Consider the following 13313-nt stretch of genomic DNA (forward strand, 5'->3'; position numbering starts at 1 on the left):
TCTGATCACGCGAGTCACGGGTTTCTGCGGAAGGTGCGGGAGGCCAGGGTTGCGCCGACCACCGCGGCGACGGCGGCGATGGCCAGGGCTGTGGCGAGGGACCAGCCGAGGGGGCGGGCCAGTGCCAGGGCGCGGGTTGCGTCTATTGCGTACGTCAGGGGGTTGATCGCCGAGACTGCGCGGACCCAGGTGGGCATCGTGTCCAGGGGCATGTACGCGCTCGAGGAGAACATCAGCGGGAACATCACCACGAACGACGCCGCCTGCAGGGTCTCCGCCTTGCGCAGCCACGTCGTGATCGCCACGAACACCCAGCTCAGGCACCAGCCCACCACCAGCGTCAGCAGCAACGCCAGCCCCAGGCCGAGTACCCCGCCCGCCGGGCGGAAGCCCAGGAAGACCACGCTCGCCAGTGCCGTCACCGCGAGCTGGACCGCGAGCCGGGCCGAGTCGGCCAGCGTGCGGGCCACCAGGACCGAGAACAGCGAGATCGGCAGGCAGCGCAGGCGTCCGGTGAAGCCGCCGTAGATCTCCGCCAGCAGGCCCGCGCCCGAACTCATCGCCGTCGTCATCGCGATGTTCACCAGCGTCGCCGGCACCAGGAAGTTGACGTAACCCTGGTACGCCGCCACCCCCGGCAGCGCCCCGACGCCGCTGAACACCTGGCTGAACAACACCAGCAGCACCACCGGCTGCACCAGCCCGAAGAAGACCAGCCGCCGGTCGCCGAACGCCGTCCGCAGCGAGCGGGCCGCCAGGACGCGGACGTGCGTCCAGAACCCGGACTCCGGCCAGGCCGACGGGTCGCCGAGGGCGGCGACGGCCGCGCGGTGCCGGGCCTGCGTCACGACGCCGCCCGGTGCAGGGACAGGTAGACGTCGTCGAGCGTCGGCTCGGTCACCGTCAGGTCCCGCAGTGGCGCGCCCGCCGCGTCGAGTGCGCGCACCAGCACCGGGATGTCGCCGGGGCCGGACAGCGGCACGGTCAGCACCAGCCCGCCGCGGCCCGCCGCGAGACCCAGGCGGGACAACGCGTCGACCGCGCGCCGCAACGCCAGCTCGGTGCCGAACGCCAGCGTCGCCGTCCGGTTGCCCAGGCGCGCCTTCAGCTGCGCCGGCGTCCCGGACACCGTGATGTGCCCGAGGCCGAGGACGACGACGTGGTCGGCCAGCCGGTCGGCCTCCTCGAGGTACTGGGTGGTGAGCACGACCGTGGTGCCGCGCGCCGCGAGGTCCTCGACGATCGCCCACAGCCCGGCGCGGCTCACCGGGTCGAGGCCGGTCGTCGGCTCGTCGAGGAACAGCACCTGCGGCGCGCCGACCAGGCCCGCGGCCAGGTCCAGCCGCCGCCGCATCCCGCCCGAGTACGTCGCCGCCGGGCGGTCGGCCGCGTCCTCCAGCCCGAACGCCGCGATCAGCTCGGCGGCCCGCGCCTGCGCCTGCCGGGGTTTCGCGCCCAGCAGCCGGGCGATCAGCACCAGGTTCCCGCGGCCGGACAGCGCGTCGTCGACCGCGGCGAACTGCCCGGTCACCCCGATCCGCCGCCGGACCGCCCGTCCGCGCTGCACGACGTCGAAGCCGCAGACGCGGGCGGTGCCCGCACTCGGCCGGACGCGGGTGCTGAGGATGTCGATCAGCGTCGTCTTCCCGGCGCCGTTGTGGCCGAGGACCGCCAGTACCGCCCCGCGGGCGACGTTCAGGCTGATCCCGGCGAGCGCGGTGACTTCGCCGTACTGTTTCGCGAGGTCCGTCACGGCGATGACCGGCTGGTTCATGGCCGCTCCTTTCCGCTGCCCCGGAAAAGGTATCCGGACGCGGCAGCGGCAGGCAAGGCGGAAACACGGGCATGACAATTTTCGCGGCCGCGGATCGTCCGCGCGTGACAAGGGTTGACCTGCGTGACCCTTCCCGGCGGTGGTGATCCCCTGCGCGTGACAAAGAATCGGCGGCCGCTTGTTGCGCCGGAATTACGGAGGTATTTTCCAGGGAAATTACCCCCATTCCCCGAGGTGACGAGCCGTGAAGTTTCCGTGGAAGTCGAGAAAGCCCGCGTACGGCCTGGCCGTCGCGACCGCCGCGAGTGTCGCGGCCACCGTCGCGCTCGTCGGCGCCGGGCCCACCGAGGCCGCGCCGGTGACCCTGACACTGAACTACAACTGCCCGTTCCCCCTCATCGGCGACCAGGTGCTGTCGGTGAAGATCGACACGAACCTGCCCGACAACGCCGTCGCGGGCGCGGCGTCGACCCCGATCACCTTCGACGTCGACGTCACCGTGCCGGAGACCGCCACCGAGGGCCTCGCCCTGGTCGGCGCCACCTCGCTGGACGGCTCGGCGAAGGCCGCGGCCGTGCTCAAGTACCCGGTCGACCGGACGCTGAACCTGAACCTGCCGCTGACCATCCCGTCGACGCCGGTGCCGCCGTCGGGCTCGTTCCACGTCAAGAGCAGCGGCAAGGCGCCGGCGGTGACGTTCCCCAGCCCCGGCACCGCGTCGGTGACGGTCGGGAACTTCAGCACCACGATGACCCCGCGCACCGCGAACGGCCAGCCGACCGACCTGGGCACGTTCACCTCGGACTGCGTGGCCGTCCCCGGCCAGAACCAGCAGCTGGGGACGTTCGAGATCAAGCCGGCGGGCGGCACCACGACGCCGACCACCCCGACGACCCCCACCACGCCGACGACGCCGACCACGCCCAGCACCGAGCCGACGACGCCCACGACCCCGACAACGCCGACGACCCCGACAACGGTCCCGACCACGCCGACGACTCCCACCACTGAGCCGACGACGCCGACGACGGAACCGACGACTCCGACGACCGAGCCGACCACTCCGACGACGGAACCGACGACTCCGACGACCGAGCCGACCACTCCGACGACCGAGCCGACGACCCCGACGACGGAACCGACGACCCCGACCACCCAGCCGACCACGCCGTCGACCGAGCCCACGACCCCGACCACGGAGCCGACGACTCCCACGACCGAGCCGACGACCCCGACCACGCCGACGACCGAGCCCACGACCCCGACGACGGAACCGACCACCCCGACGACCCAGCCGACCACGCCGCCGAACGGCGTCGAGGTCAAGTACTCGGTGCAGGGCAAGTCGGTCCTCAAGCAGCTGCACGCCACGCTGCCGCTCGGCCCGGGCACCCTGGACGCCAAGCTCGACGTCGCGTCCGGCAAGTTCGGCGCCCAGCTGGCGCTGCCGAAGTCCCATGTGGACTTCCGGGTCTTCGGCTTCCTGCCGGCGTCGGCGACCGTCAAGCTCGACCAGGCCGGTCCCATCGCGGGCACGATCGCCGCGGGCGTGGTCAAGGCGAACGCGCCGGTCGACATCCACCTGACCAGCGTCCGGCTGTTCGGCCTGCCGATCCTCTGCTCGACGGCGTGCCACACGACCAAGCCCGCCGACATCCCGCTCGTCTCGGCGCCCGGCTTCGACCCGCTCAAGGGCGGCAAGCTGACCGCGACCTACACCATCCCGCAGTTCACCGGCTGCGGCTTCCTGACCGGCCTGATCAGTGCCATCACCTCCGGTCCCGGCAACAAGCTGGAGGTGACCCTCACCAGGAAGTGACCTGGCGGGCGGGAAACGCAGACGCGCGTGACAAGAATACGAAAACCCTTGTCCCGCAACGAGAATCGTCAGTAATTTCGACAACGTGAGGATGCCCGTGCTGACCCGGTTCTCGCTCCCGCTCGTGCTGGTGCTGGCCGCGTTTTCGCTGGGGGCGGCGCAAGCCGCGCCCGGCGAAAACGCGCCACAGCAGGCCGCGGTCACGCAGCTCCCGTTCGGCTTCCTGCTCGGCGACGCCAAGCAGCCGACGACGAGCCACGTGGCCAAGCTCGGCTCCGACATCGTCTTCCCGCAGGGGCACTTCGACGGCTTCCTCGGCGGCCTCACGAACACGGTCCCGATCTCCGGGAAGCTCTCGATCCCCGCCACGGACGGCTATTTCGTCGCCTTCCGGTTCATGCCCGCCACTAGCCGCGTCGAGATCGTCCCGGACGGCGACGCCACCGGCACCGCGACCGTCAGGAACGGCAAGGACACCGGCTGCAAGGCGGTCGGCACCGCGATCTGCGCCGACACCGACGTGACGGCCAAGGTCTTCATCAAGCTCTCGGAGGCCAAAGTGGACGGTAAGGTCCTCGACGTCGGCGCGAACTGCCGGACCGCCCAGTCTGCCTCGGTGAACATCAAGGCGCTGGTGCCGATCTCCTTCCCGGCCCCGCCCGCCAAGGTGACCAGCACGTTCACCACGCCGCCGTTCGCCGGTTGCGTCGGCCACGAGGACGTGAGCCGCCTGCTCACCGGCCTGGTCGCCGGGCCCGGCAACACCCTCGTCACCAACCTCGTCCTGCGCTGCTTCGGCACGGCGGGCCCGAACAAGTGCGGTGCCGCATGACGACGCTGCTGAGCCAGGCCCCGCAGAAGGCGGCCAACGGCCTGCGCGAGTTCGGCCGCATGTGCGCCATGGGTCTGGACATCCTGCTCGCGATGACCCGCCGCCCGTACCAGGTCCGGGAGTTCGTCCAGCAGTTCTGGTTCATCGCCAGCGTGTCCATCACGCCGGCGATCCTCGTCTCCATCCCGTTCGGCGCGGTCATCTCGCTGCAGCTGGGCTCGCTCACCAGCCAGATCGGCGCCCAGCAGTTCAACGGTGCGGCCAGCGTCCTTGCCGTCGTGCAGCAGGCGAGCCCGATCGTGACGACGCTGATCATCGCCGGCGCGGGCGGCAGCGCGATCTGCGCCGACCTCGGCGCGCGCAGCATCCGCGAGGAGATCGACGCGATGGAGGTGCTCGGCGTCTCGCCGATCCAGCGCCTGATCGTGCCGCGGGTGCAGGCCGCGGTCTGCGCATCCGTGCTGCTCAACGGCCTGGTCAGCGTGGTCGGCGTGCTCGGCGGCTACTTCTTCAACGTCATCGTCCAGGGCGGCACGCCCGGCGCGTACCTGGCCAGCTTCAACGCCCTCGCGCAGCTGCCGGACCTGGTCGTCAGCTCGGTCAAGGCGGTGATCTTCGGCTACCTCGCCGGGGTCGTCGCCTCCTACCGCGGGCTGAACCCGAAGGGCGGCCCCAAGGGCGTCGGCGACGTCGTCAACCAGTCCGTCGTCATCACGTTCCTGCTGCTGTTCTTCGTCAACACCGTGCTCACCGCGCTGTACCTGCAGCTCGTGCCGGCGAAGGGAACCTGAGTGACGCTCCTCGGCAAACCCGGCGACCGGCTGTTCGACCTCGGCGACCAGCTGCTGTTCTACGTCCGCGCCATCGCGGCCGTCCCGCTCGCGGTGACCCGCTACTTCCGCGAAGTGGTGCGGCTGCTGGCGGAAGTGACGTTCGGCAGCGGCGCGCTCGCGGTCATCGGCGGCACGATCGGCGTGATGGTCGGGCTGTGCGTGTTCACCGGCGTCACCGTCGGTCTCCAGGGTTTCAGCGCACTGAACCAGATCAACATCTCGGCCATGACCGGGTTCCTCACCGCGTACTTCAACACCCGCGAGATCGCGCCGCTGGTGGCCGGGCTCGCGCTGTCGTCCACTGTGGGCAGTGGGTTCACCGCGCAGCTGGGCGCGATGCGCATCTCCGAGGAGATCGACGCGCTGGAGGTGATGGCCGTGCGGAGCATGCCGTACCTGGTCACCACCCGGATCGTCGCCGGGTTCGTCGCGATCATCCCGCTGTACGTCATCGGCCTGCTCATCTCCTACCTCGGTTCGCGGCTGACCACGGTTGTCTTCTTCGGACAGTCCGGCGGCACCTACGACCACTACTTCACGCTGTTCCTGCCACCCGGCGACGTCCTGTGGTCGTTCGGCAAGGTGCTGGTCTTCAGCGTCGGCGTGATCCTGACGCACTGCTTCTACGGCTACCGCGCTTCCGGTGGCCCGGCCGGGGTCGGCGTCGCCGTCGGCCGTGCGGTGCGGACGTCGATCGTGCTGATCAGCGTGCTCGACCTGTTCCTGTCCCTGGCCATCTGGGGCGCGACGACGACGGTGAAGGTGTCGGGATGAGCCGGTTCGGCACGCAGCTCGCCGGGGTCGCCTTCCTCGGCGTGCTGGTCCTGCTCGGCTGGTTCGCGGTGGCGGTCTACGACAAGGACTTCGACGACGCCGAGCTGGTGACGCTGCAGGCGGACCGGGTCGGCAACCAGCTCGCCCCGACCGCCGAGGTCAAGGTCAAGGGCGTCCCGTTCGGCGAAGTCCGGGCCGTGCGCAGCACCCGCACGGGCGCCGAAATCGACCTCGCGCTCGATCCGGCGAAGATCGGCCAGCTGCCGCGCAACGTCTCCGCGCGGCTGCTGCCGAAGACGGTGTTCGGCGAGCGGTATGTCAACCTCGTGCTGCCGGCGAGTCCACAGGGGACACTGCGCTCCGGCGACGTCATCGCGCAGGACCACTCGGCCAACGCGATCGAGCTGGAACGCGTCCTCGGCGACCTGCTGCCGCTGCTGCGCGCGGTCCAGCCGCAGAAGCTGAACACCTCCCTCGGCGCGATCTCCCAGGCCCTCGACCACCGCGGCAAGCCGATCGGCGACAGCATCGGGCAGCTGCAGGACCTGCTGAACCAGGTGAACCCGCTGATGCCGCAGTTCAAGGCGGACGTCACCGGGCTGGCGAACGCGGCCGACGTCTACACCACCGCCGCGCCCGACATCCTGCAGGCGCTGACCGACCTGGCGACCACCGCGAAGACCATTGTGGACACCCGCGCCGACCTCGACAACCTCTACTCCAGTGTCACCGCCGCCACTGGGCACCTGGACGAGTTCCTGCGGAAGAACAAGGACAACATCATCGGCGTGTCCGCGCAGAGCCGTCCGACACTGGAGCTGCTGTCACGCTACTCGCCCGAGTTCCCGTGCCTGTTCGACGCGGTGAACCGCCTCAAGCCCGTGATGGAGAAGGCACTCGGCAAGGGCACGAACGAGCCGGGCCTGCACGTGACGCTCACCGTGCAGGACCCGCGCGAGAAGTACGTCCCCGGCCGCGACACCCCGCGGTTCGACGCCACCGGCGGCCCGAAGTGCTACGGCGGCGGCGCCGCGGCTCCCGGTGTCACCGACGGCGACCTCGGTCCGGCGAACTCGCCGGGCGAACGGCGGCTGGTCGCCGAGCTGCTGCGGCCGGTCCTGGGTGACGTGCCGGACTGGAGCAGTGTCCTGATCGGACCCGCGCTGCGGGGGACGGAGGTGACTGTCCGATGAGGAGTGTGGTCGGCCCCGCGGTCAAGGGCCTGATCTTCTTCCTGGTCACCGCGGCCGCGACCGGCGTGCTCGCGATCACCATCGCCAACTCCGGGGTCGGCGCGACCATCGGCTACACCGCCCGGTTCACCGACGCGACGTCGGTCAACCCGGGCGACGAGGTCCGCATGGCAGGCGTCCGGATCGGTCAGGTCGACTCGGTACAGGTCGTCGAGCACCGCCTCGCCGACGTCGGGTTCTCCGTCGACCGCACCCACCGGCTCACCGCGGCGGCCTCGGTCACCATCCGCTACCGCAACCTGGTCGGGCAGCGGTACCTCGCGGTCGACCCCGGCGCCGCCGACACCGCGCCGACACTGGCCGAAGACGCGCAGATCCCGCTGGAGCGGACCAAGCCCGCACTCGACCTCACCGCGTTGTTCAACGGCTTCAAGCCGCTGTTCCAGGCGCTTTCACCGAACGACGTCAACCAGCTGTCGTTCGAGATCATCCAGGTCCTGCAGGGGGAGGGCAGCACGATCGAAAGCCTGCTGCAGCACACCGCGTCGCTGACCTCGACGCTGGCCGGCAAGGACGCCGTCATCGGCCAGGTGGTCGGCAACCTCAACACCGTCCTGGACACCCTCAACGCCCAGGGCGACCAGTTCGACACGCTGGTCGACACGACCGCGCAGCTGGTCAGCGGCCTCGCCGCGGACGCCAAGCCGATCGGGCAGGCCATCGGCGGGCTCGGCGAGCTGACCACCGCCACCGCCGGGCTGCTCGACCAGGGCCGTCAGCCGCTCAAGGACAGCATCACCGCGCTCGGCGACCTGTCGAAGAACCTGGCCGACAACACCCCGGTGTTCCAGCAGTTCGTCGACAACCTGCCGAAGAAGCTCGACCGGATCGGCACGCTGTTCTCCTACGGCTCGTGGGCGAACTTCTACCTGTGCTCGGTCCGGACGGACGCGAAACCGGCCCCGGGCGGCCCGCCGCCGGGCATTCCCGTGACCGCTGCGAGGTGCCGGTGAAACCCCCGCGGATCAAGCCTTTCCGGTCCCGTAACCCGATCGCCGTCGGCGCGGTGACCGCGCTGGTCATGGCCCTGATCGGCAGCGCGACGTTCTTCTCCGACGACCTGCCGGTCATCGGCGGCGGCACCACGTACAAGGCCGAATTCCGTGAAGCCGCGGGAATCAAGCCGAACGACGAGGTCCGCGTCGCCGGGGTGAAGGTCGGCGAGGTCACCGACGTGCGGCTGGCCGGCGACCACGTCGAGGTGCTCTTCCGTGTCAAGGACACCTGGGTCGGCAACCGCACCACCGCGGCGATCAAGATCAAGACGTTGCTGGGCCAGAAGAACCTCGTGCTCGACCCGGTCGGCAACGGCGAGCTGGACCCCGCGCAGCCGATCCCGCTCGACCGTACCAGCTCGCCCTACGACGTCACCGCCGTCTTCAACGACCTGGCTGGCACGGTCGGCGCGATCGACACCGGCCAGCTCGCGCAGGCGTTCCGCACGCTGTCCGACACGCTCGGCGCGTCGGCGCCGCAGGACGTCCGAGCGGCCTTCGATGGCGTCGCCGCGCTGTCGAAGACGCTGGCCTCCCGCGACGAAGAGCTGGTCAAGCTGTTCCAGAACACCAACCAGGTCTCGAAGACGCTCGGCGGCCGCGCCGAGCAGATCCAGGCGCTCATCCGCGACGGCAACACGCTGCTCACCGAGCTGAACGCCCGCAAGGACGCCATCGCGAAACTCTTCAGCGGCGTCCGGAACCTGGCGATCCAGCTGCGCGGGCTGGTCGCGGAGAACCAGAAGACGCTCGGCCCGGCGCTCGACCAGCTCGACCGCGTCGCGACCGTGCTGCAGCGCAACCAGGGGAAGCTGGAGGACAGCCTGCGCCTGGCCGGCCCGTTCTACCGGCTGCTCGGCAACGCCGTCGGCAACGGCCGGTGGATCGACACCTACATCTGCGGGCTCATCCCCACCGGGGACACCCCGGGCAGCTGCCTGCCGCCGAAGAACGGGGGACGCTGATGGCCCACCAGCTCGTCGACCTCGGAGCGCAGGCGAAACGGCGCACGCGGCTGCGCGCGCTCACCCTCGGCGTGGTGCTTGCGCTGCTGGTCAGCGCGGCGTGGCCGATCGCGACCGCGCCGGGCGACCGCACCCTGACCGCGTACTTCACCGCCGCCGTCGGCATCTATCCCAACTCCGACGTCCGCGTGCTCGGCGTCGCGATCGGGTCGGTGTCCAAAGTGGAACCGGACGGCACCGACGTCAAGGTCACCATGACGCTGAAGCCCGGCGTGCAGCTGCCCGCGGACGCCGGGGCCGTCGTCATCACGCCGAGCCTGGTCGCCGACCGGTACGTGCAGCTTACGCCCGTCTACACCGGCGGCCCCACGCTGGCCGACGGGGCGTCCATCCCGCGTGAACGCACCGCGACCCCTGTCGAGGTCGACGAGCTGCTGACCAGCCTCAACCAGCTGATGGCTGCGCTGGGGCCGCAGGGGGCCAACAAGGACGGCGCGGTCAGCGACGTGCTGACCAAGTCGGCGGAGTACCTGAACGGCAACGGGCGGACCATCGGCGAGGCGATCAAGAACCTCGGCGAGTTCGTCCGCACCGCCAGTGACTCCAAGGACGACTTCTTCTCGACCATCGACAACGTCAGCAAGTTCACCGCGATGCTCGCCGCCAACGACACCCAGGTGAAGCAGGCGATCTCGCAGATCGCGTCGCTGAGCCGGGTGCTGGCCGACCAGCGCGACCAGTTCTCCGGCGCGCTGACCGAGCTGACCCAGGCGCTGAGCGTCGTGCAGGGGTTCATCAAGGACAACCGCGGCAAGGTGCAGTCCAACGTGGACAAACTGACCGACGTCACGAAGATCCTGGTGAACCAGAAGGATTCGCTCGCCGAAGCCCTCACCGCGGCCCCCAACGCCCTGACGAACCTCCTGGGTGCCTACGACAAGGCGAACGGGACCATCGACGGCCGCGGCAACCTTCTCGAGTACTCGGAGCCGAAATGAAGGGACTGGTCAAGGTCGCCGCGGTGGCGGCGCTCGCACTCGTCACCACCGGCTGCGGCCGCGGGGTCAGCGTCTACGACATCCCGCTGCCCGGGGGCGCCGCGCTCGGCGACCACCCGATCCACGTCACCGCGAGCTTCACCAACGTCCTCGACCTCGTGCCGCAGTCCGGCGTCAAGGTCAACGACGTCCCGGTCGGCCAGGTCGTCAAGGTCGAGCTGGCCCCCGGCGGGCACAGCGCGGTCGTCAGCCTGCTGGTCAACGGCGACGTCGACCTGCCGGGCAACGCCGTCGCGCGGCTGCGGCAGGCCAGCATCCTCGGCGAGAAGTTCGTCGAACTGGCCCCGCCGGACGACGCGACGCCGTCGGGCCGGCTGCTCGACGGCGCGACCATCCCGCTCGACCGGTCCACGCTGACGCCGGAGATCGAGGAGGTCTTCGGTGCCCTTTCCCTGCTGCTCAACGGCGGTGGGGTGGCGCAGGTGCAGAACATCAGCCACGAACTCAACGACGCCCTCGGCGGCAAGGAAACCGCGGCACGCAACCTTCTGTCCAATCTGGACACGTTCGTCAAGGGACTCGACGAGCACCGCGCCGAGATCACGCGGGCCATCGAGAGTGTCAACAAGCTCGCCGCGACCCTCAACGCCCACACCGGCCAGATCACCACGACGCTGAACGGGCTCACGCCCGGCATCGGCGTCCTCAACCAGCAGCGGGAGGCGCTGGTCGGGATGCTCAAGTCGCTCGACGGCCTGACCGCGGTCGCCGTCGACACCGTGAACCGCAGCAAGGACGACCTGGTCGCCGACCTGCGGGCGCTGGAACCGCTGCTGCGGCGGCTGGCCGACTCCGGCGACAAGCTGCCGAAGGCCATGGAGATGATCTTCACCTTCCCGTTCCCGGACGCCGCGCTCGACGCCATCCGCGGCGACTATCTCAACGGCTTCCTCAAGGCAGGCCACTGATGCTGACCCGGTTCGTGCGCGTGCAGGTGACGGCCTTCGTCGTCATCGCGGTCGTCGGCGTCGCCTACGTCGGGGCCACCTACGCCGGTCTGGACAAGGTGTTCTTCGACCGCGGCTACACCGTCCGTGCCCAGTTCCCCAGTGGCGGCGGCATCTTCACGAACGCGGAGGTCACCTACCGCGGCGTCGCGATCGGCCGCGTCGGCGAGCTGCGGCTGACCCCGGCCGGGATGGAGGCCGACCTCCAGATCGACTCCGGGACGGCGCCGGTCCCGGCCGACACCGAAGCCGTCGTCGCCAACCGGTCGGCCGTCGGCGAGCAGTACGTCGACCTGCGGCCGCGGACCGACGGCGGGCCGAAGCTGCACGACGGCTCGGTGATCACCCAGGCGGACACGAAGATCCCGCTGCCGGTCGACGTCGTGCTGTCCACTGTGGATTCGTTCGCCGCGTCGGTGCCCAAGCCGGCGTTGCGCACCGTCGTCGACGAGCTGTACAACGCGACGTCCGACGCCGGCCCGGCACTGGACCAGCTCGTCGGCCGCGGCATCGAGTTCGTGCAGGCGGCGAGCGCGCACGTCGCGCCGCTGACCCGGTTCGTCACCGACGCGCACGTCGTCCTCGACACGCAGGTGCAGCAGGCGGACGCGATCCGCAGCTTCGGCGCCAACGCGAAGCTGCTGGCGGCAACCCTGAAACAGTCCGACGGCGACCTGCGCACGCTGATCCCGGCGGTGCCCGCCGCGGCGAACGAGGTCGGCGCGCTGATCCGCGACTCCGGGCCGGGTCTCGGCGTGCTGCTGGCGAACCTGCTGACCACCGCGGACGTCCTGGAGACCCGCCGGGACGGCATCCGGCAGCTGCTGATCACCGCGCCCGAAGCGGTCGCGGCGGGCAGCGCGGTCGTGCGCCCGGACGGCGCGCACATCGGGCTGTCGCTGACGTTCTTCGACCCGCCGCCGTGCACCACCGGGTACACGACGCCGTATCGCAACGGCCTCGACACGTCGGCCCGCCCGCTGAACACCGCGGCGCGCTGCGCCCTGCCCCCTGGCGACGGGACGAACGTGCGGGGCTCGCAGAACGCACCGGGAGGACGGCCGTGAGGATCTTGGCGTGGCTGCCCCCGGTGGCGGCGGTGCTCGCCACCGCGGCCGCCGGGTGGTCGGGGTTCACCTGGTGGCAGGTGGCGCACGACGACGGCGTCGCGCGCGCGGCCGTCCGGGAAGAAGCGTTGCAGGCGGGCCGGACCGCGGTCGCCGGACTGACCACTTTGGACTACCGGCAGGCGGGCCCCGGCTACCAGCACTGGCTGGACCTCTCCGGCGGTGCGCTGCACGACGAGCTGGCAGCCGACCGCCAGGGCAGCCTCGACCGCATCGCGCAGGCCAAGACCGTCACCACCGGCAAGGTGACCGACGCGGCTGTGACCGAAGTGGACACCGGCGCGGGCACGGCGAAGCTGCTCGCGTCGGTCGAGCTGGTCGTCACGCCGGAGGGCGGGGACGCCGTGACCAAGCGCAACCGTTTCCAGGCCGACCTGACCCGCGGCCCGGACGGCTGGCGCGTCACCGGCCTCGGCCAGGTTCCCGTGGGGGAGGCACCGTGAAGAAGGTTTGGCCCGGGGCGTTCGCCCTCGTCATGGCCGGGCTCGCCGTGTGGTTCGCGCTCGAAGCGCGGGCCACCGGCGAAGTCGTCGCGCACAACAGCGCGCTCGCCGACGTCGCGGCCACCGCGGATGCCGGCAAGCAGGTCGGCGCCGCGCTCGGCACGGTCTTTTCCTACCGCTACGACGATCCGGCCAAGAGCGAGCAGGCGGCGAAGGACGTCCTCACCGGACCCGCCCTCGGCCAGTACGAACAGCTCTTCGGCCAGGTACGCAGGCTCGCTGCCGAGCAGAAGCTGGTGGTCACCTCGATCGCGGTCGCCTCCGGCGTGAAGCTGCTGGACGGCGACCGCGCGGCACTGCTGGTGTTCCTCGACCAGACCGGCACGAGAGGCGACGGGCAGCGCAGCACCGGCGCCGCCCAGCTGAGTGTCACGGCCGAGCGCGTCGCCGGGAAGTGGCGCGTCACCGGGATGTCCGCCGCCTGAGAGGAAAC

The 13313-nt window shown here is 70.6% G+C and carries 14 protein-coding genes; 12 read left to right on the forward strand and 2 right to left on the reverse strand.

The annotated features are described in order from the left end of the window. Positions 1-14: 14 nt before the first annotated feature. Positions 15-848 (reverse strand): ABC transporter permease, encoded by an 834-nt coding sequence (locus ABJI51_RS23180; protein WP_348953386.1) that lies wholly within the window; start codon positions 846-848, stop codon positions 15-17. Beyond that, a complete protein-coding gene (locus ABJI51_RS23185; protein ID WP_348953387.1) occupies positions 845-1774 on the reverse strand; it encodes an ATP-binding cassette domain-containing protein in 930 nt (309 codons plus the stop codon). Before ABJI51_RS23185 ends, ABJI51_RS23180 begins: the two co-directional genes overlap by 4 nt. A gap of 244 nt (positions 1775-2018) precedes the next feature. On the opposite strand from ABJI51_RS23185, the gene ABJI51_RS23190 reads away from it, so the two are divergent. From ABJI51_RS23190 to ABJI51_RS23245, 12 genes are all read left to right on the forward strand, one after another. After that, positions 2019-3593, forward strand: a complete 1575-nt coding sequence (locus tag ABJI51_RS23190; protein WP_348953388.1) for a DUF6801 domain-containing protein — start codon at positions 2019-2021, stop codon at positions 3591-3593. 91 nt (positions 3594-3684) lie between these two features. After that, entirely contained in the window at positions 3685-4425 is a 741-nt protein-coding gene (locus tag ABJI51_RS23195; protein ID WP_348953545.1) for a hypothetical protein, read from the forward strand. Further along, positions 4422-5216, forward strand: a complete 795-nt coding sequence (locus ABJI51_RS23200; protein WP_348953389.1) for an MlaE family ABC transporter permease — start codon at positions 4422-4424, stop codon at positions 5214-5216. The genes ABJI51_RS23195 and ABJI51_RS23200 overlap by 4 nt, the downstream gene beginning before the upstream one ends. Continuing rightward, a complete protein-coding gene (locus ABJI51_RS23205) occupies positions 5217-6032 on the forward strand; it encodes an MlaE family ABC transporter permease (RefSeq protein WP_348953390.1) in 816 nt (271 codons plus the stop codon). It begins immediately after the preceding gene. Beyond that, positions 6029-7225, forward strand: a complete 1197-nt coding sequence (locus ABJI51_RS23210; RefSeq protein ID WP_348953391.1) for an MCE family protein — start codon at positions 6029-6031, stop codon at positions 7223-7225. The genes ABJI51_RS23205 and ABJI51_RS23210 overlap by 4 nt, the downstream gene beginning before the upstream one ends. After that, complete coding sequence (locus tag ABJI51_RS23215; RefSeq protein WP_348953392.1) at positions 7222-8238, forward strand: MCE family protein; 1017 nt, start codon at positions 7222-7224, stop codon at positions 8236-8238. The genes ABJI51_RS23210 and ABJI51_RS23215 overlap by 4 nt, the downstream gene beginning before the upstream one ends. Continuing rightward, entirely contained in the window at positions 8235-9245 is a 1011-nt protein-coding gene (locus tag ABJI51_RS23220; RefSeq protein ID WP_348953393.1) for an MCE family protein, read from the forward strand. Before ABJI51_RS23215 ends, ABJI51_RS23220 begins: the two co-directional genes overlap by 4 nt. After that, positions 9245-10243: an MCE family protein gene (locus tag ABJI51_RS23225; RefSeq protein WP_348953394.1), complete on the forward strand. Its 999-nt coding sequence runs from the start codon at positions 9245-9247 to the stop codon at positions 10241-10243. The genes ABJI51_RS23220 and ABJI51_RS23225 overlap by 1 nt, the downstream gene beginning before the upstream one ends. After that, positions 10240-11211: an MCE family protein gene (locus tag ABJI51_RS23230; RefSeq protein ID WP_348953396.1), complete on the forward strand. Its 972-nt coding sequence runs from the start codon at positions 10240-10242 to the stop codon at positions 11209-11211. The genes ABJI51_RS23225 and ABJI51_RS23230 overlap by 4 nt, the downstream gene beginning before the upstream one ends. Then, entirely contained in the window at positions 11211-12317 is a 1107-nt protein-coding gene (locus tag ABJI51_RS23235) for an MlaD family protein (RefSeq protein ID WP_348953397.1), read from the forward strand. The genes ABJI51_RS23230 and ABJI51_RS23235 overlap by 1 nt, the downstream gene beginning before the upstream one ends. Next, the gene (locus tag ABJI51_RS23240) at positions 12314-12820 is read left to right on the forward strand and encodes a hypothetical protein (protein ID WP_348953398.1); all 507 of its coding nucleotides are present in this window, start codon (positions 12314-12316) and stop codon (positions 12818-12820) included. Before ABJI51_RS23235 ends, ABJI51_RS23240 begins: the two co-directional genes overlap by 4 nt. Further along, positions 12817-13305 (forward strand): hypothetical protein, encoded by a 489-nt coding sequence (locus ABJI51_RS23245; RefSeq protein WP_348953399.1) that lies wholly within the window; start codon positions 12817-12819, stop codon positions 13303-13305. Before ABJI51_RS23240 ends, ABJI51_RS23245 begins: the two co-directional genes overlap by 4 nt. Positions 13306-13313 lie beyond the last annotated feature (8 nt).

The sequence above is a fragment of the Amycolatopsis melonis genome (assembly GCF_040064235.1).
In the GTDB taxonomy this organism is placed as follows: domain Bacteria; phylum Actinomycetota; class Actinomycetes; order Mycobacteriales; family Pseudonocardiaceae; genus Amycolatopsis; species Amycolatopsis melonis.